General features: G+C 68.8%; 17 protein-coding genes. 5 read left to right on the top strand and 12 right to left on the bottom strand.

The annotated features are described in order from the left end of the window. Position 1: 1 nt before the first annotated feature. The 8 genes from ACFMRZ_RS34190 to ACFMRZ_RS34155 all read right to left on the bottom strand — a co-directional run bounded on the left by ACFMRZ_RS34190 (position 2) and on the right by ACFMRZ_RS34155 (position 9,521). The gene (locus ACFMRZ_RS34190; RefSeq protein WP_280272351.1) at positions 2-916 is read right to left on the bottom strand and encodes an SCO2523 family variant P-loop protein; all 915 of its coding nucleotides are present in this window, start codon (positions 914-916) and stop codon (positions 2-4) included. A 4-nt stretch (positions 917-920) separates the two neighbouring features. Next, the gene (locus ACFMRZ_RS34185; RefSeq protein ID WP_280272352.1) at positions 921-2,834 is read right to left on the bottom strand and encodes an SCO2524 family protein; all 1,914 of its coding nucleotides are present in this window, start codon (positions 2,832-2,834) and stop codon (positions 921-923) included. A 207-nt stretch (positions 2,835-3,041) separates the two neighbouring features. Next, positions 3,042-3,929, bottom strand: a complete 888-nt coding sequence (locus ACFMRZ_RS34180) for an NAD(P)-dependent oxidoreductase (protein ID WP_400182340.1) — start codon at positions 3,927-3,929, stop codon at positions 3,042-3,044. 303 nt (positions 3,930-4,232) lie between these two features. After that, complete coding sequence (locus ACFMRZ_RS34175; RefSeq protein WP_400182339.1) at positions 4,233-5,114, bottom strand: TIGR03854 family LLM class F420-dependent oxidoreductase; 882 nt, start codon at positions 5,112-5,114, stop codon at positions 4,233-4,235. Positions 5,115-5,244: 130 nt separating this feature from the next. After that, complete coding sequence (locus ACFMRZ_RS34170) at positions 5,245-5,607, bottom strand: hypothetical protein (protein ID WP_400182338.1); 363 nt, start codon at positions 5,605-5,607, stop codon at positions 5,245-5,247. Positions 5,608-5,752: 145 nt separating this feature from the next. Then, entirely contained in the window at positions 5,753-7,705 is a 1,953-nt protein-coding gene (locus tag ACFMRZ_RS34165) for a VWA domain-containing protein (protein ID WP_400182337.1), read from the bottom strand. Between the two features lie 22 nt (positions 7,706-7,727). Continuing rightward, positions 7,728-9,122: an ATP-binding protein gene (locus ACFMRZ_RS34160; RefSeq protein ID WP_400182336.1), complete on the bottom strand. Its 1,395-nt coding sequence runs from the start codon at positions 9,120-9,122 to the stop codon at positions 7,728-7,730. Positions 9,123-9,182: 60 nt separating this feature from the next. Then, positions 9,183-9,521, bottom strand: coding sequence for an MmcQ/YjbR family DNA-binding protein (locus ACFMRZ_RS34155; protein ID WP_280272358.1), 339 nt, complete (start codon positions 9,519-9,521; stop codon positions 9,183-9,185). A 239-nt stretch (positions 9,522-9,760) separates the two neighbouring features. Here ACFMRZ_RS34155 and ACFMRZ_RS34150 point away from each other — a divergent pair, with 239 nt between their 5' ends. Then, the gene (locus ACFMRZ_RS34150) at positions 9,761-10,486 is read left to right on the top strand and encodes a DUF6008 family protein (RefSeq protein ID WP_280369323.1); all 726 of its coding nucleotides are present in this window, start codon (positions 9,761-9,763) and stop codon (positions 10,484-10,486) included. On the opposite strand, the gene ACFMRZ_RS34145 is transcribed toward ACFMRZ_RS34150, so the two are convergent. Continuing rightward, positions 10,483-11,121, bottom strand: a complete 639-nt coding sequence (locus tag ACFMRZ_RS34145) for a TetR/AcrR family transcriptional regulator (RefSeq protein ID WP_280272360.1) — start codon at positions 11,119-11,121, stop codon at positions 10,483-10,485. The two genes, ACFMRZ_RS34150 and ACFMRZ_RS34145, sit on opposite strands and share 4 nt — an antisense overlap. A 144-nt stretch (positions 11,122-11,265) precedes the next feature. Between ACFMRZ_RS34145 and ACFMRZ_RS34140 the strand changes: the two genes are divergently transcribed. The 4 genes from ACFMRZ_RS34140 (at position 11,266) to ACFMRZ_RS34125 (ending at position 13,766) form a co-directional block, all read left to right on the top strand. Then, on the top strand, positions 11,266-12,453 hold the full coding sequence (locus ACFMRZ_RS34140; RefSeq protein WP_400182334.1) for an FAD-dependent oxidoreductase: 1,188 nt from the start codon (positions 11,266-11,268) through the stop codon (positions 12,451-12,453). Between the two features lie 396 nt (positions 12,454-12,849). Further along, entirely contained in the window at positions 12,850-13,191 is a 342-nt protein-coding gene (locus ACFMRZ_RS34135) for a helix-turn-helix domain-containing protein (RefSeq protein WP_400182332.1), read from the top strand. Positions 13,192-13,206: 15 nt separating this feature from the next. Next, a complete protein-coding gene (locus tag ACFMRZ_RS34130) occupies positions 13,207-13,419 on the top strand; it encodes a DUF397 domain-containing protein (RefSeq protein ID WP_400182330.1) in 213 nt (70 codons plus the stop codon). Positions 13,420-13,553: 134 nt separating this feature from the next. Beyond that, positions 13,554-13,766: a DUF397 domain-containing protein gene (locus ACFMRZ_RS34125; RefSeq protein WP_400182328.1), complete on the top strand. Its 213-nt coding sequence runs from the start codon at positions 13,554-13,556 to the stop codon at positions 13,764-13,766. Positions 13,767-13,865: 99 nt separating this feature from the next. On the opposite strand, the gene ACFMRZ_RS34120 is transcribed toward ACFMRZ_RS34125, so the two are convergent. The 3 genes from ACFMRZ_RS34120 to ACFMRZ_RS34110 form a co-directional block, all read right to left on the bottom strand. Then, entirely contained in the window at positions 13,866-15,140 is a 1,275-nt protein-coding gene (locus ACFMRZ_RS34120; RefSeq protein ID WP_400182327.1) for a cytochrome P450, read from the bottom strand. A 45-nt stretch (positions 15,141-15,185) separates the two neighbouring features. After that, positions 15,186-16,358, bottom strand: a complete 1,173-nt coding sequence (locus ACFMRZ_RS34115; protein WP_400182326.1) for an aminoglycoside phosphotransferase family protein — start codon at positions 16,356-16,358, stop codon at positions 15,186-15,188. A 101-nt stretch (positions 16,359-16,459) separates the two neighbouring features. Further along, positions 16,460-17,227, bottom strand: coding sequence for an SDR family oxidoreductase (locus ACFMRZ_RS34110; protein ID WP_400182325.1), 768 nt, complete (start codon positions 17,225-17,227; stop codon positions 16,460-16,462). Between the last annotated feature and the right edge of the window lie 274 nt (positions 17,228-17,501).

Below are 17,501 nucleotides of genomic sequence, written 5' to 3'. Positions count from 1 at the left end.
GTCAGACCCCTTCCCAGACCGCGTCGTCGGTCAGGCCACCGGCCAGCTCTTGGAAAGCGAGGACCGTCTTCTCGTTCGCGATCTTCGCCGAGACGTCCGCATCGAGGACGACCTGCTCGCGCCACTGCAACATCGGCTCCATCGGCGTCGAACCGAGCACCACACTCCACCCCAGCTGATTGGCCGTCGCCAATTTCCGCAATGCGTCGTCCTGCGCGCGCAGCCACGCCGCCTGCGGCCCGCTGTCGGCCGACGCGTGATCGTTGGCCGAGGGCACCGCGGTGCGCACATAACGGATCGCGGCCGCCAGCCGCCTCTGATCGTGGCCGCACTCGGCGCCCGTGGCCAGTAGGCCGTGCTGGCCGTGCACCAGGCCGTTCGTCGCCAGAATGTGCTGGCGGGTCCAGCGATGGAACACCAGCCAGCGCGTCACCGCACCGCGTAGTTGCTTCTTCCCGGTGGCGCGCAGGGCGATTTCCAGCGCCACCGAGCGCCCGGCGCTGAGATCCACGATGGTCACGTCGAATTCCTGCTCGCAGGCCACCAGCAATTCGACGCAGCGTTTCACGGTCCGGTCGTCGGCGGTCAGGAATTCCGCGCCGCCGCGATCGCCGGGATAGAGCATCAACTTGTAGGGATGACGCGGCTCGCGCAACTCCGCACGGCCCGTTTCCGAGCGGACATTACGCGGGGTGAGAATGGTGCTGGAGCCCAGGAGATAACCGTGCAGCCCGTCGTTGTCGGGGGTGCCCCGCTCCATCCGATTGACCTCGAACAAGGCGCCGGACGTCGGCGATCCGAAATCGAAGTCGAGGTAGGCCACGTTGCGGCCCTTGATGCTCAGCCGATACGCCACGTTGCAGCTGGTCACCGAGCGTCCGGTACCGCCCTTGTCCGAGGTCGAGAAAACGAGCACGGCGCTACACGCTCCTTTTCGCGTCCTGGTCGGCGAACACCAGTCCGTCCAGCTCGCGCAGCGCCTCGGCGCACAGGCTGTGCGCCGTGCCGGGCCGCTCGTCGATCACGGCCCGCGCGCGTTCCAATTGCTGATGCACGGTTTCCAAGGCGAGGCGATTCTTCGTCATGTCCTGTTCGCTGAGCTGGAGCAATTTCTGATTCAGCAGATGCTCGGCCTCGTTGAGTAATTCCAGCGCGCGCACCGCGGAGGTGATGGACCGCAGCGGCGGCTCCCGGAAGGTGAGGTCGGCGGCGACGAGGCATTCGATCACGCGCTCGGTGAGATACCACGACGGTTTCGGCCCTGTGCCGTTCGGCTCCGGGGACGGCGGCTCGTTCGACAGGTCCGGGGCCGCGCCGGGCGCCCACTTGATCTTGAACACCTCGTCGGCGTTGTCCCACAGGCCCTCGGCAGACCCCTTCTTGAAGGCGCGGCGCTCCAAGTGGTCCATCGTCGACTGCGCGAGTTCCAGCAGGCGGTCGCGGGTCGTGAGAGTTCCGGAAAGCCTGGCCGCCTGCAGGGTTCGCTTGAGCAGGACCGGCGCGTAGTCCGACACCGTCCACTCCAGCAGCGGGCCCTCGTCGAGCGTCTCGGTACCCAGCAGCGACAACCGGACACCCGGCACGTGCAGGTCGCGGGCGCGATCGTCCTCGGTCAGCCGGCGGATGATCCGGCCGCGGCGCGCCAGCTCGTCGAAAATCGGTGTGGCCCTGGTGAGATCGTCGTCGCTGGCTTCCCGGTTGATCAGGTCCTGGATCAGCACCGCGGACACCGACAGACTGAAGTAGTCCGATTCCTCGCCGTCGGAGGTGCGCCACGGGATGTCCTCGAGCGGCCAGCGGCCCTCGCCGTAGCGCGCCATGGCCGACCAGTACCGCTGCGCCAGATCCCACCGCAGTTGCAGCGCCTCGGCGAGCCGCCGCTGCTGCCCGTCGAGCAGGTCCAGTTCGCGGGTCCGCGGTGAGGTCAGGTCGTTGATGCCGTCCAGCGCGACCACCGTGAAGTACAGGTAGGGCCGATCGATCGCGTAGCCGGGCTGGGCGCCGATCGCCGCCGCCACGAACTCGATGGGCGCCGCCTGCCGGGCCACGCCCCAGCTCCAGCCGCATTCGAACAGCAGCGTCTCGTCTTCGAGGTCGATGTCCGGGGTCTGGCTCAGGGTGACGTCCCGGCGCAGCCGCACGCGCAGTCGATCGAGCCGCCGGTTCACCGTCGTGACCACCGCCTCGTCGGAGGCGCCGGTCTGGTTGAACATGGTCAGCATGACCTGGCCCGCTTCGGATTTCGGGTCCACGGTGTTCACCACGAAACTGCGCACCAGACCGGTCATCGCGGCCGTCAGCCGCGCGGTGACCTGCTGCTCGAGCGCGTCGATGCGGGCGTCTAGCGACGTGGCCGGGGTGGGACGGGTCTTCACCCACCGCCGGAACGCGCGCAGGAACTTCAACGTCGCCAGGCACAAGGTCAGCGACATCGAGTAGGAGTCGACCACGTCCAGGCCGCGCTGCCGCTCGGTCGGCGGGCGCGTTTCCTCGCTCGACCGCAGGTAGGTTCCCGCCGAGAAGATCGGCTCACCGTCGGGCGCGGTGTAGCGGGCCCAATAGTCCTCCAGCACCTCGACGAGCTTCAGCCCGATCTTCGGGCCCCGGCCCAGCGGCGCCATCACCACCTCGACGTCGTCGGACAGCTCGTCGGGATTGTCCAAGGCGAAGCTGGCGATCTCGGTGGCGGGGTACAGCAGGCACAGCAATTGCTCGGCGTCGCTGATCGAGTTGGAACCGTCGCGCCCGCCCCAGACCCACGTGCCGTCGGCGTAACAGGTACGCAGCAATGACCGCCAGACTGCCAGAATCTGCCGCCGTGGCTGAATTCTCATCGACCGCCGTCCCCTTCACCGCTCGTGGTAAGCGTGTCGCGCAGGCGGGCGTGCGTCGGTCCCGCAGCGGCGATGCGAGGCGAAATTAGCATGTGTCGCGACCTTTCGCTGACATTGGCGCCGCTGCGGCCGACGTCGTCCGCCTTGCGCGGTAGGACTCTATTGTCCGTTACGACAGGCAAATCCGGAATTCGGCGGACCCCTGTCTCACCGACCGGTACGCGGCCCGGCCAGTCCCTCGTACATGCGCTCGGTGGCCTCGGCGCCGTACCCGTCGGCGATCTGGCGATCGACGAGCGCCTGCACCGGCCGCAGGACGTCCAGCGACACCCCGGCATCGCGGCCGGATCGCACGATCGCGTCCAGTGCCTTCTTGGTGAACCGCAGGTCCTGTAGGGGCCGGCTGTAGTCGCCGCTGTCGATCACGCGGCCCTGGGACGGCAGCGTCGATGTCACCGCCGAGAACCAGGCCGCGGCGCGGGCGCCGAAATCCTCCGCGGAGCCGCCCGCCGAGCGCACCATCGCCGCGCCGTGCTGGAAACCGGCGAACATGATGTACATGCCGGCCAGCAGCGCGAAGTCGTAGAGCGAGGCGATGCCCGCGTCGTCTCCGAAATACTCTGCGGCGCCGAGCAGTTCGAGCGTCGGACGATGGGTGTCGAATATCGGGCGCGAGCCGCTGTAGAGAATCGAGGACCCAGGCCGGCCGATCATGTCCGGAACGGCCATGATGCCGCCGTCGAGATAGTCGATGCCGTGCCCCGCCGCCCAGCGCGCCAACTCCCGCGCGTCCTCGGGCGCGGTGCTGGTGAGGTTGACCACCGCCCGCCCGGCCAGGGCGTCGGCGACCGGGTCGAGGGTCTCGTGCACCGAGGCGTGGTCGAGCAGCACCACCACGACCAGTTCCCCGGCCGTCACCGCCGCGCGCACCGAGTCGGCCCGCGCCGCGCCGGCCGCGACCAGCTCGATGTCCTTGCCCGCGCTGCGATTCCACACCGTGGTCGGGTGGCCGCCGGCGAGGAACGCCGCGGCCAGCGCACCGCCCATCGCACCGAGGCCCAGTACCGTCACGGGAGTCCGCGAGGTTGTCGTCATTTGCCGGTCAGCTCCTTCGAAAACGAAACGATGGGTTTCGCGCGCGCTGATATTCAGGCTGTCCGACACTGTGGCTCCGGACAAGTACTTACAAATTTGTGGGGTACTCACCGGAAGGTATGTGAAGAGGTGGGGCGAAACACGGACCAAACCGTTTCGCGAGCAGGTTCGAATACTGGGTGGTGTCCGGTGGTTGCCTCGTGGCCTGCCGGGCACTGTCTCGGATACAACCGGCGCCGAGGGACAGACGCACCATGAGCCGCTTCCGTCCCTCGGCGTCGGCCTCGAAAGGTCTGGGCGGCTTCAGTTCTGCCGCGGCAGCAGTTCCGCGGTGAAACGGTCGATGAACTCGCCGGTCAGCGGCTCCCCGACCGTGCCGACGACGAACTTGCTGAGACCGGCCTCGAGATAGCCGTCGATCAGCCGATGCAATTCCTTCCAGCTGCCCGCCACCAGATCCGACGGGTCCACGCCGGGCCTGCGGCGAACGATGCCGGCCGCCAGATCATCGGGCAGGCCGTCCGGGGCCAGCACCAGACTGATACCGAAATGATCGGCCTCGATCTCGCGGCCCGCCTCGGCGGCCGCGGCCTGGATCGCCCTGCGGCCGTCCGCCGCCTCGGCGGGCGTCAGGAAGCTGCCGAGCCAGCCGTCGGCGAGACGGCCGATCCGGCGATACGCCGCGGGCGCGGAACCGCCGAGCCAGATATCGAGGGGACGCGCGGGGCGCGCGCCGAGACCGGCGTCGCCGACGGTGAAAAACTCACCCTCGAAGGCGAATTCGTCATGGTCGAGCGCGGTCCGCAGCAGCCGCAGTGATTCGTCGAAGACCGCGCCGCGCTTACCCGGCGGCACCGGAAACAGGTCGCGTTCACCGGCGCGCGCCGGTTGCAGGCCGAAGACCGGCAGCACCCGTTTGGGCGCCAGAGCGGCGAGCGAGGCCAGCTGCTTGGCCACCAGCACGGGATGGCGGCCCGGGAGAATGGCCACCGAAGTACCGACCTTCAGCCGCGTCGTGCGGGCCAGCGCGAACGCCATGCCGACGAACGGGTCGACCGACTTCGAATACACCAGCTCGGACAGCCACAGCGAGTCGACCCCGGCCGACTCGAGCCGGTCCACGAGTGCCGCGAACTCCTCCGGACCGGTGCCCGAACTCGTGCCGACGCCGAAACGGATCTTCATGCGCGTACTCCTCCGCCCGTGGGGTCGATCGTGCCAACCGTGCGCGGCGCACAATCCATTCCCGGACGGCGGGAACCCGCGCGGGCGGGGCCTTGGCGGCCCGCCCGCGCGGGTCGGAGTTGGGGAAGTATCAGAAGGCGCTGCCGGTCGACGGGCCGCGGCCGTACCAGCCGGGGTTGTAGCCGCCGCCGTACCAGCCGCCGTGGCCCCAGCCGCCATGGCCCCAACCGCCGTGACCGCCCCAACCGCGGTGGCCCCAGCCGCCGTGGCCGCCCCAGCCGCGGTGGCCCCAGCCGCCTCGGCCGTGGATGTCCTGTGCGGCCGCGTCGCCGGGCGCCGCGGCGGGCTGCTGCTCGACCACGAGCGGCACCCCGGCCTCGGGGGCGGCGAAGGCGGGCGCGGCGACCACGATGGGTGCGGCGACGACCGTCAGAGCGGCGACGACCCGGAACAGACGCTGCCGGGAACGTACGGGTGTGTGAGTCCGAGACATCGGAACGTCCTAACCTGCAATAGTTTTCACGGATGGGCGACCGCCGCGGCCAGGCAGCCGCACGAGCCATCCCTTACCCTGAACAATGTACCGTTATTTAACGGCACGTTCAATAGTGGGCTACCGCGAACCCTCGCCCGGCCGGTTACCCGCGCCGCCCCCGCAGGTAGTCGCTGACGACGGCCGCACCCAGCCCGTCGAGATCGGGCGCCACCACGCGCCCGCCGCTGCGCCGCGCCATCAGATCCACGAACGCCGCCAGCCGCGGATCCTCGCCGAGCATGAACACGGTGACCGACGCGCCCAGTTTGGCCAGCGCGTCCACCTGCGCCATCGTCACGCCCAGCGTGCGCGGGTCCGGCGGCCAGTCGAAGTAGGCCTCGCCGTCCGGCTCCAGATGCGCGGTCGGCTCGCCGTCGGTGACGACCAGCACCACGGGCACCGCGTCCGGATGCCGGCGCAGGTGCCGACCGGCCAGCAGCAGCGCGTGGTGCAGGTTGGTGCCCTGCTCCCAGACCGGTTCCAGCGCGGTCAGCTCACCGAGGTCGACCGGGGTGGCGTAGCGCCCGAAGGTGATGAGATCCAGTGCGTCGGAACGGAATCGGGTGCCGATCAGGTGGTGCAGCGCCAGCGCGGTGCGCTTCATCGGCACCCACCGGCCGTCCTGCACCATCGACCAGGAGGTGTCGACGCACAACGCCACCGCGGCCCGCGCGCGCTGCTCGGTCTCCATGATCTCGACATCCGAAACATCCAGCGCCACCGCGCGACTGCCCGTCGAGGCCGACCGCAGCACGGCATTGCGGACGGTGCGCGGCATGTCCCACGGTTCGGTGTCGCCGAACTGCCAGGCGCGCGTGGAACCGGTCGGCTCGCCCGCCGCACCGGCCAGCGCGGTGTCGCGCTCGCCGCGCCGGGAACGCAACTGCCCCACGACATCTCGCAGCGCCGTCTCGCCGAGTCGCCGCAATGCCCTGGGCGTCAAGCGAAGTGAGCCGTCGGGCGCGCGCTCGAACAGGCCCTGGCGGCGCAGTTCCCGCTCCAGCTCGGCCAGCCGGGCGGCGTCCACCCGCGCGTCGTCGCCGAGGTGGCGGGCCAGGGCGTCGAGGTCGATGTCCTCCAGCCGCGCGCCGGGATAGGACTGGCCGAGTTGTTCGGCGAGAGCGTCCAATTCGGCCAGGTCCTGCAGCGCCTGGGCGCCCTCGCCGAGCCCCAGCGGGTCCTCGCCGCGGAACCGCTGCGCCGATTCCCAGTCCTCGCCCGGGCGCAGCGAGCGCAGATTGGCGTCCAGCGCGGCGACCTGTGCGGCGATGCGCGGATCCCCGAACGCCTGCCCGGCCAGCTCGGACAGCTCGGCGCGCTGCTCGGCCGACATCGAGTTCATCATGCGCTGGGCGGCGGCGGCGCGGGCGGCGAGCGCATCGATCAATTCGTCGGTGTCGCGCGGATTCTCGGGGAAGAATTCACCGTGCCGCTCCATGAAGTCGGCGAACTGCCGCGCGGTGTCGTCACCGCGCGCGTGCGCCGCGAGCAGGTCGTTGAGATCCGACATCATCTCCCGGATGCGCTCGACGTCCTCGGGCGTGGTGCTCTCCAGCGCCTGCTTCATGCCCTGGAAACGCGATTCGAGCAGATCCCGGCCGAGCAGGTCGCGAATCTTCGCGTAGTTCTCCCGGCCGGTCTCCGAACGCCAGGAGTATTCCGACAGTTCGCCCACCGCGGCGGCCGTGCTCGACGGCAGCGCGTCCAGCTGCGCCTCGGCGAAGCGGGCGTCGTCGGACGGGTCCGGGAACAGAGCGCGGCGCTCGGCCTCCAGGGCCTCGTCGAGCAGCTGCCGGACCTGCTGCAACGATCCGTCGAGCCGGTTCCGACGGGAGATCTCGGACCGGCGCTGCCACAGCCGCCGGGTCAACTCGTCGAGGCCGCTGGTGCTGCGCATGCCGCGCCGCAGCAACTCCTCCAGCGCGGAACGCGGTGAGCTGCCCTCCATGACGTCGCGGCCGATCTGGTCGAGCGCCTCGCGCAGGTCCAGCGGCGGCGCCAGCGGATCGGGGCCCTCGTGGTACGGGCCGTAGGAATAGCGATCGGGCAGTGTCATGACGCCTCATCAGCTGGAACGGTCACCGGCCGTACACCGTGGTGCCCTCGTCGGAGTCCTTGGCGATCTGCCGGGCCAGATACAGCGACTCCAGCGCGAATTCGACGGCCGCGGCGATGCGGGTCGGCGAATCCTCGGCACCGACCCCGAGCCGGGTGGCCACCTCGTGCAGCACCGGCAGTTCGGGCAGTGCCGAGAGCACCTCTTGACCGGGCACGCGCTCGCCGGTGGTGACGAGGTGGCCGTCGCCGATCGCCTCGGCCAGCGGCCGTAGGTTCAATCCGCCCAGCCGCTCGCGCGCGGTCTCGGCGAACGAGCGCCGGAGCAGATGCGTGAGATGCTCCTGCTCGCGCCCCTCCTCACCGGACTCGAATTCCAGCTTGCCGCGCAGCACGGCGGGCACGGACTCGAGGTCGACCGGACGGGCGACGGCGGGCCGCTCCCCCGTGATGGCGGACCGGCGCAGCGCGGCGGCCGCCACCGTCTCGGCCGCGGCGACCGCGAACCGCGCGGAAACGCCGGAACGCTGATCGATGGCGGCCGATTCGCGCAACTGCCGCACGAACCGGGCGAGCACCTCGATCAGCGGATCGCCGACCTCGGCCACCAGGTCGGCCTCCTGCCGGACCAAGTCCACCTCGGCCTCGATGCTCAGCGGGTAGTGGGTGCGGATCTCGGCGCCGAACCGGTCCTTCAGCGGGGTGATGATGCGGCCGCGGTTGGTGTAGTCCTCCGGATTCGCGGTGGCGACGAGCAGCACGTCCAGCGGCAGGCGCAGGGTGTAGCCGCGCACCTGGATGTCGCGCTCCTCCATCACGTTCAGCAACGCGACCTGAATCCGCTCGGCGAGGTCGGGCAGCTCGTTGATGGCGACGATGCCGCGGTGGGCGCGCGGCACCAGCCCGAAGTGAATGGTCTCGGGATCGCCGAGGCTGCGGCCCTCGGCCACCTTCACCGGGTCGACGTCGCCGATCAGATCGCCGACGGAGGTGTCGGGGGTGGCGAGCTTCTCGGCATAGCGCTCCGAACGATGCCGCCACGCGACGGGCAGGTCGTCACCGAGTTCGGCGGCCAGCCGGCGACCGGCCGGACTGATCGGGTCCAGCGGATGCTCGCCCAGTTCGGCGCCCGCGATCACCGGCGTCCACTCGTCGAGCAGGCCCGCGAGGGTGCGCAGCAATCGGGTCTTGCCCTGGCCGCGCTCGCCCAGCAATACCACGTCGTGCCCGGCCAGCAGCGCACGCTCGAGCTGTGGCAGCACGGTGCGGTCGAACCCCACGATGCCCGGCCATGGATCGCCGCCGGAACCGAGCAGGGCCAGCAGGTTCTCCCGGATCTCGGTCTTGACGCCGCGCGGCTCGTATCCGGCAGCGCGCAGCTCGCCCGCGGTGGCGGGCAAGTGTTCTGGAGCAGTCACGACATCGACGCTACGACGATTTCGCCCTCCGGTCGACGTGGAGTAACTCCAGGAAACCGCTCACCCGGCCTCGTCCACCAGGTTTCGCGGTGCGGCCAGCCGCCACGAGTCGGTGACGATGGCCGCCAATTCGTCGCGATCGTCCAGGGCCGCGAGGCGTACCCGGACCCAGGCGTTGTTCGCCTCGTGCGCGGCGATCCAGAACTTGGCGGGCTCGGCGACGACCAGTTCGTCGCGGTCGACGATCGGGCAACGCACGGCCATCGACGTCTCGTTCTCGGGGAGGGTGAGAAACAACTTGCCCGCCACCCGGAAAATCGGCATCCCCCAGGCGAATTGCTCCGACACCTCCGGCAACGACAGAGCAAAGGCGCGGACCTCGTCCCCGGTCGTACTCATGCTCCGCATCTTTCCAGGCGGACGGCCGAGACCGCACAGCTCGTTTCCGCTGCAGGACAACGCGACTTCCAGGCTTGCACGAACAGCAAGATCACCGTGGAATTTTCGGGCGAATTGTGAGATTTTTCAAGGCCGCCGAAAACCGGCACGGGCGATCGTGCGCCGCTGTAGGTTCGAGCCGCAAACGATCGGACTCCACGATCGGCGCGGTCGTCGGGTGAGCCGGAAGGCGGTTGGAGATGCAGCACACTGCCGAGGTCAGCGGATGGGCCGTCGCCGGGGCGATCGGGATGGTCGTCTGGATGGTGGTGATGTGGGCGGGCGTCGCCGTCCTGTTCGTGGCGTTGCGTAAGCCGTTGCGGCCGTGGATGTTCCAGACCGGGCTCGGGGTCGTCGGATTGGGTGTGCTGGCGCAGCTCGGGCACTTCCAGGAGCATGTCGCCCAGGTCGTCTACTGGATCGGCCATTCGAACGAACCCGGCTGGATGACGCCGTGGGGCACCGCCCTGGCCAACGGCTTCGGCAAGGTGGACCATACGAAACCCGCACTGGGCATGGAGATCCTGCACCTGGTCGGCAATTTCCACTTCCTCGCCGGACTGGCCGGTCTCGCCCTGCTCACCCAGCACGCGGTCCGGAGCCGGGCGCGGCGATGGGGACGGATGGGCGTGCTGATGCAGGGCATCCACGGGCTCGAGCACATCGCCCTCACCGTGTCGGTGCTGTTCGGCGCCAAGGCGATCGGCCTGTCCACGTGGTTCGGCCTGCTCGACGCCGGACCCGGTCTCTGGACCTACCGGGTCTGGTGGCACTTCTTCGCCAACGTCATCGGCACCACGATCTTCGCCCTGGCCCTCTATCACCTGTGGCGGGAGCGGGCGACGATCGCCGCGTCCTACTACGCGACCACCGACAAGGCCGCGCCCGCGACCACGGCCGACGAGGCGGTCCCCGCCCTCACCTAGCCGGGGGTCTGCTCCAGGCCGAGCAGCCGCGCCAAGACGGCCGTCTGATCGGCGAAATGCGCGAGGAATTCCGGAGATCGGGGATCCACGCCGCACACGCCCTCGATCACCTGCGGCAGCGTGGTCGGTGCCATCGCGGCCGCCATCAGCATGATCAGCAGGCAGGCCGGGTCCACCTCCTCCGGCAGGCGGCCCGAATCCCGCAGCGCGCGTAGCTCGCCGACGCTCTCGGCCAGTATCCGCGCGCGCGGGGCGTGGTCCGGGTCGCCGTCGGGCCCGGTGTACTGCAATCCGCTCCAGGCGAGCAGGCGGGCGCCGTCGGGATTGTGTACCGCCTCCATGGCGTAGCGGCGCAGCTGTTCGGGTAGCGGCGTGCCGGGCGGCGCCAACTCACCCCGCCGCTCCTGCCACTGCTGCGAAACAGCCTGGTACAGACCCTCTTTGCCGTCGAAGTAGTAGGAGATCAGCTGCACGTTGACCCCGGCCCGGGCGGCGATGGCGCTGATCCGCGCGCCCGCGTACCCGTGCGCGCCGAATTCCGCCACGGCCGCGTCCAGGATCAGCGCGCGCGTGCGCTCCGGATCGCGCTGCCGCTCCTGCGGCTTGGGGGATCTGCGGGGTTTCGACACGGACACAGCTCGGATCATACATCCACCTGCAATTATCAATCGTCAGCATGACCTAATCAAACAAACACTTGACAGAGTTGCCCGAGCGCTTGACGATGGAGTCGTGACGCGGCGGGCGGCAGGACTCGCCGGACGACGAAGGATCGCGAAATGCCGGATACACCAAGGGTTCTCATCGCCGGCGCGGGCGTCGGCGGGCTGACACTGGCCCAAGCGCTGCGGTGCGGCGGGCTGGAGGTCGCCGTCCACGAACAGGACCCCACCCCGCAGACCCGCAATCAGGGCTATCGGCTGCACATCGACGCCGACGGCAATGCCGCGCTGCGGGCCTGCCTGCCGCCGGAGACGTTCGACCTGGTGCGCCGCACCAGCGGCCGCAACGACGACGTGCTGGGCATGTACACCCATCGCCTGGAACAGGTGACGGTCCAGCACTTCCCCGATCTCACCGACGACGAGATCACCAATGTCGACCGCAACGTCTTCCGCCGGGGACTACTCACCGGCCTCGACGGCGCCGTCCGGTTCGGGCACACGCTGACCGGCTACGAGATCACCGAATCCGGCCGCGTCCGAGCGCATTTCGCCGACGGCGGCACCGACGAGGGCGATCTGCTGGTCGGCGCCGACGGCGTGGGCTCGGCGGCGCGGCGGCGGTTGCTCCCGCACGCCACGGTGCGGGATCTGGGGATCCGCTGCGTCTACGGCCGGATGGTGCTGACGCCCGAGACCGAGGCGCTGTATCCCGCCGCCCTCCGGCGCGGGTTCAACTGGGTCTCCGACGACACCGGATTCGGGGCCGGTTTCGCGCCGGTGCGCTACCGCTCCCCCGTCGACGGCGCGCCGGACTACACGATGGTCACCCTGCTCGCGCGCCCGGAACGGTTCGGCGTGCCGGACGCGGAGCTGCTCACGTTGCCTCCCGAGGAACTGTGGAAACTCACGGTCACCGCCACTGCCGGGTGGCATCCGGAACTGCGGGAGATCTTCGCCCGTGCCGAGCCCGGCACGTTCTTCACGATCGCGCTGCGGGCCGGTCGGCGCGTCCCAGCATGGCCGTCCGGCCCCGTCACCCTGCTCGGCGACGCCATCCACACCATGCCGCCGACCGGCGGCGTCGGGGCGAACACCGCCCTCCAGGACGCGGCGACCCTCGCCGGAGCGCTACTCGACGCCGCCCGCGGCGAGCAGTCCCTGACCGAAGCGGTCGCCGCCTACGAAAACATCATGCTCCCACGGGGTTTCGACACCATCGACGCCTCGCTGCGGATGGCGGACCAACTCTTCGGTGCGCAGCCGGGGGCTCTCCAGGGAGAAGGTTGCGGGCCGTTCACCTAATATGGACGCTTGTTCGAATTGCGGTGTCCCGCATCGCGTCTCCAGACACGTCGCGGTTTATCGAGACGTTCCCTACCGAAAACGTGTCGAACATGTATTCTGTTCGGGACGAATTCGGTTGTACTTCTTGTACTTTGCGCATCATTCCGGACCTTCGGTCGATGTTGTCGTTCGGGGGCGAGTCGTCCCGGCACATTTCCATCCAGGGCAGGGGGAGATATGTGCCGAGGACCTAACTCGTCCGTGGTGGGAATAGGACACACCAATCAGCAGTGACCGGGGAAGGCGAAACGGGAAACCGTTCGGATCCGGCCGAAAGCCCAGCACGTGTGCCGAATTTCGTGCCGGAGTCTTCCCGAATCTGCAACACCGGACGATCCGAAAGGGGACGAATCTATGGGGGACAGCAGCATCACCCGCCGTGAGCTCGGTCGGCTGCTCCGCGAGGCGCGCGAGGCGATCGGACTGACACTGGACAGCGCCTCCCGGCTCCTGGATTGGGGCTCGAGCACGCTGCAGCGATACGAGAAGGGCCAGAATCAGAAGATTCGAGACCGCGACCTGGACGCGATGATCGAGATCTATCGCATTGATCCGGAACAGGGCGAGGCACTGCGCGGCCTGGCCAAGGAAGCGGCGGAGAAGGAAGGCGTCGTGCGACGGTATTGGGAAGCGTACGAACGTATCCGGCAGGTAGCGTTGGACGAGATCGGCAACACGGGCACTGTTGCGCAATAGCAAGGGAGTACCAGCGTGAACGTTGATCTATCCGGAGCCCGATGGTTCAAGAGCAGCCGCAGCGGGGCCTCCAAGGACTGCGTCGAGGTCGCCTTCCTCGATCAGGGCCTGGTCGGTGTCCGAGATTCCAAGAACCCGTCCGGCCCAGCATTGGTCTTCACCCCGGGCGAGTGGGACGCCTTCGCGGCGAGCGTGCGGGGCGGCGCGTTCCCCGCGTCCGGCGAGTAGCTCCGGCGCACACCCGACCCGTTCAGGTTCAGTGATGCCGAGAAGTACACGGGCGTTATGCCGTATCCGGCAAGTAGCGTTGGACGAGGTCGGCAGCAGGGCGCTGTTGCGCAATATGGCAAGGGAGTACCAGCGTGAACGTTGATCTATCCGGAGCCCGGTGGTTCAAGAGCAGCCGTAGCGGTGGGTCCAAGGACTGCGTCGAGGTCACCTTCCTCGATCAGGGCTTGGTCGGTGTCCGAGATTCCAAGAACCCGTCCGGCCCCGCACTCGTCTTCACCCCGGGCGAGTGGGACGCCTTCGCGGCGGGCGTGCGGGGCGGCGCGTTCCCCGCGTCCGGCGAGTAGCTCCGGCGCACACGCCCGACGCAGCGAGTACCGGACGGCCTCGTACCGAACAGGATTCGGTGCGAGGCCGTCCGACCCCGCCGGAGCATGCCCCGTGGGTCAAGCCCGGCGAGCCGAGCGGTTCAGGTTCAGCGGCGCGGACGGGGGGAAACTGACCGGCAGTGCCGTCAGCGCCCGGTGGAACGGGCCCGGCCGCCAGTCCGGCGCGCCCTCCGAGACGTCGAGGGTGATCTCGGGCAGGGCGTCGAGGAGTTGATCGATGGCGTCCTGCGCGATCAGGCAGGCCAGGGATTGCGCGGGGCAGGCGTGCGGGCCGATGCCCCAGGCCAGGTGGGAACGATTGCCCGTCAGATCACCGGTCCGGATGGCGGGGTCGTTGTTGCAGGCGGCCATGCTGATGACGACCGGCTGGTGGGCCGGCAGCCAGACGTCGTCGATGAGGATCGGCTGGCGAGGATAGGTGATCAGCAGATTCGCCAGCGGCGGGTCGTCGAACAGCACCTCGTCCAGGGCGTCGCGGGAGGACAGGCTCCCGCCCAGCACGCTGTCACCGAATCGATCGTCGGTGAGGATCACCAGCAGCGTATTGGTGATCAGGTTCAGTTCGAATTCGATGCCCGTCCCGTAGACCTGAGACACGTGATGGGAGACCTCCACATCGTCCAGCGCGGACGAATGCTGTTGCAGCACAGAGGTGATGTCGTTACCCGGCTCCGACCGCTTGAGAGTCACCAGACTCATCAACGCCTCGCCGAGTATCCGGCTCCCCTCCTCGGCGTCGACTCCCTCGAGCAGTGCGGCGGTACCCGCGGCGACCTGCTGCCCGATCGCGGGCGGGCAGCCGAGCATGTAATTGACGACCTCGAAAACCAGCGGATACACGTACTGGCTGATCAGTTCGGCGCGACCGTCCTGGCAGAAATTGTTGATCAGGGGAATCGCGATGTCCTCCACGATCCCGTGCAGGGCATAGAGATCCACCGTATTGATGCTCGCCGTGATGGCCTGCCGATACCGCACGTAATCCGTGCCGGTACTCCGGCTGGCCATCGGCCGCCATTCCAGCAGCGGCAGGATCGGGCAGTCGGCGGGCACGGATTGCTGCCAGACGCGCGGGTCCGCGGGAAAATGCTCGGGATCGTTGAGAATTCGCACCGCGGCGCGATAACCGATCACCAGCGTGGCCGGCACGCCGGGCGCCAGCTCGACCGGCGCCAACGGGCCGTACTGCTCCCGCATCTCGCGGTACACATCGTGCGGATCGGCGGCGAACTCGGGGGAATACAGCGCCACCCGCGGGCCGTCGGAATCTATCGGTGAATTATGAATGACGGGACAGGCGTGCGTGTGTGTCCCGGACTGCGATGTACTCAACAGACAGCTCCAGACTGTTACATGAAGGCGTGCTTGTGCCGTCGATCAGACGCCGAGGGCGGTGAGCGAATCGTGATCGTCGATCGCCGTGGTAATGCGCTTCAACAAAGTCAGACAGGTCTCGGTGGATTGCATCTCGGGCTGATACGCCGCCCGGCCGATCGTGAAAGCCCATGCGGCATAGGCGAACATCGACTGCTGCCGGTAGAGCAGCCAGGCGTCGTCGAAGGACGGGGCCGCGCCGCCGGCCTGCCCCAATTCGTCCAGGTAGGCCGCCAGCAGTTCGCGGTCCCACGCGCGGCGGTCCTCGGGCTCGCACCCGGAGTTCACGGCGTAGGCGAAATCGTGTGCCCAGCCACCGCGCATCACCACCTGCCAATCGACATGACCCATCCGGCCGTCGCGAGTGACATAGGTCTGCCCGATGTGCGGGTCGCCGTGTAGCAGAGTGGGCGGAATGTCATGGGTGGCGATCTCGATCGCGCGCTCGACGCCCGCCCACAGCCGTTCGCTCTGCCCGTGCAGCGCCTCGGGCACAACCTCTTCCGCCCGTCGCAGGCCGACCTCGCAGCGCTTCTTCATATTGATCGCGGCGAGATAGGCGTCGAGCATGTACGCGGGGGTGTTCAGGACCGCGATGGACGGATCCGCCCAGAACGTGCCGTGTAGTCGGGCCAGATTGCGGACGAGGTCTTCGATCTGCTCGCGGCCGATGGGCGCGGTCGGCTCGCTGAACACGGCCCCGCGCGTCGCCCCGATGTCCTCCATCAGCGCGATCGAACGCCACGACGACGGATCGGAGATACCCCAGTAGCCGGTGGGCGCCTCCATGTCGACTCGCGGCCGGAAGTCCCGGAAGAAGCGGGTCTCCCCCTCGATCATCTGCCCGCCGCCGAGCAGGATGCGCTGGCTGAACGCGGTCGTGGTCTTCGCGAAGAGTGCGGTGGGCAGATTCGCCTCGGCGCCCGCGTCGTTGTACTCGACGTGGATCGCGATCCGGGTGGACGTGCCGCGGCTGCCGTCGGCGGTATCGAACGACAGCACCTCCGCGCCCGGAACCTCGCGGCACAAGACCGCCGTCAGCCATTCCGGGGTGATCGTCTCGCCCGAGACCGGAACGTCGTCGATGGTCCGCGCCTTCGGCCGGGTGATTTTTTCACCTAGTAGGTGAGCACCGACCACGACGGATCGCCCGAGCAACCAGAGCTTGTGGTTCATGTGCTTGCCTCTATTCCGAAGTACGACAACACTGTCCGAGCCACCCGCGGCTGGATCACAGCGGCGCGGGGCTCGGACATGGTAGCCCGTCGGATCGACCGTTATGCCCGCAGTCGATAGGTCCGGCCCGGGTCCCCGGCGACATACCCAGCCCAGGTCTGGGTGCCGTCGGCGTGGTCCGGGCAAGTGTTGGCACCGGCGCGGAAACCGCGAGCGACCTTGCCCCACAGCGGAACCCGCAGCGTCCGGCGGGGCCGGCCGCGCGCGGCGCGCCACTGTTCGGCCAATTCGGCCAGGGTCAGCACCTCGGGGCCGCCGAAATCCGGTGCCCGCCCGAGCGGTTCGCCCTCGATCAGATCCGCCACCCGCACGGCGACGTCCTCGGTGGCCACCGGCTGGAAACGGAAATCCAGCGGCAGCGGCGCCAACGGCAGTCGCTCGACCGCACCGAGCGCGGCGGCGATCAGGTCGTGGAACTGAGTGGCCCGCAGAATCGTGTGCGGCACACCACCATTCGCGATCAACTTCTCGCACGCGAGCTTGTTGCGATAGTAGCGGAACGGAATTCGGTCGATCCCGACGATCGACACATACAGCACATGCCTGGCCCCGCCCGCCACCGCGAGCAGATTGCGCGTCTGCGCCGCGTCCGGACTGCCGAACCGCCGGAAGTCCGAGGCGGCATGCACGATCAGCTCGGCGCCCTCCGCCGCCGCCCGCAGTCCCTCCCCCGTCGCGAGATCACCGACGTGCGTCCCGGCGCCCTCACGTCGCGACAGGACCCGCACATCGTGTCCCCGCACCGACAACCGCGCCACGATGTGCCTGCCGAGCGCCCCACTACCCCCGGTAACCAGAACCGTACTCATCTACCCGCTCCCGATTCCGCCGCGGCCACGCCGCCGAGCCAACCCACGGACCCCTCCTGGTTACTCCCCTCCAGCCCACACCACAAGCACTCCCTTCCCGGTTCCGCGACCTGTCGCGGGCGACGCGCCGGGATCCCCCTCCGCGACGCGGGCTCGGGGCAGACGAAAGGCCGCGACTGTGGTTAGCTGTGGGGCCATGAGCGTGCGCAGCGAGCGAGTCCTGAAACACCATGCGCCCGTGCGCATGCCGGAGCCGAACAGCAGCGAGGCGACG

The organism is Nocardia sp. N2S4-5, from assembly GCF_044628355.1.
Taxonomy (GTDB): Bacteria; Actinomycetota; Actinomycetes; order Mycobacteriales; family Mycobacteriaceae; genus Nocardia; species Nocardia wallacei_B.
Note: the sequence above shows the minus strand (reverse complement) of the source record. Positions and strands in the feature narration are given on the sequence as shown.

What these genes read in the sequence shown, in the direction of transcription:
- ACFMRZ_RS34185 (WP_280272352.1), bottom strand. Translation starts at nt 2,834, where the DNA reads ATGAGAATTCAGCCACGGCGGCAGATTCTGGCAGTCTGGCGGTCATTG.
- ACFMRZ_RS34180 (WP_400182340.1), bottom strand. Translation starts at nt 3,929, where the DNA reads ATGACGACAACCTCGCGGACTCCCGTGACGGTACTGGGCCTCGGTGCG.
- ACFMRZ_RS34175 (WP_400182339.1), bottom strand. Translation starts at nt 5,114, where the DNA reads ATGAAGATCCGTTTCGGCGTCGGCACGAGTTCGGGCACCGGTCCGGAG.
- ACFMRZ_RS34170 (WP_400182338.1), bottom strand. Translation starts at nt 5,607, where the DNA reads ATGTCTCGGACTCACACACCCGTACGTTCCCGGCAGCGTCTGTTCCGG.
- ACFMRZ_RS34165 (WP_400182337.1), bottom strand. Translation starts at nt 7,705, where the DNA reads ATGACACTGCCCGATCGCTATTCCTACGGCCCGTACCACGAGGGCCCC.
- ACFMRZ_RS34155 (WP_280272358.1), bottom strand. Translation starts at nt 9,521, where the DNA reads ATGAGTACGACCGGGGACGAGGTCCGCGCCTTTGCTCTGTCGTTGCCG.
- ACFMRZ_RS34150 (WP_280369323.1), top strand. Translation starts at nt 9,761, where the DNA reads ATGCAGCACACTGCCGAGGTCAGCGGATGGGCCGTCGCCGGGGCGATC.
- ACFMRZ_RS34140 (WP_400182334.1), top strand. Translation starts at nt 11,266, where the DNA reads ATGCCGGATACACCAAGGGTTCTCATCGCCGGCGCGGGCGTCGGCGGG.
- ACFMRZ_RS34135 (WP_400182332.1), top strand. Translation starts at nt 12,850, where the DNA reads ATGGGGGACAGCAGCATCACCCGCCGTGAGCTCGGTCGGCTGCTCCGC.
- ACFMRZ_RS34115 (WP_400182326.1), bottom strand. Translation starts at nt 16,358, where the DNA reads ATGAACCACAAGCTCTGGTTGCTCGGGCGATCCGTCGTGGTCGGTGCT.
- ACFMRZ_RS34110 (WP_400182325.1), bottom strand. Translation starts at nt 17,227, where the DNA reads ATGAGTACGGTTCTGGTTACCGGGGGTAGTGGGGCGCTCGGCAGGCAC.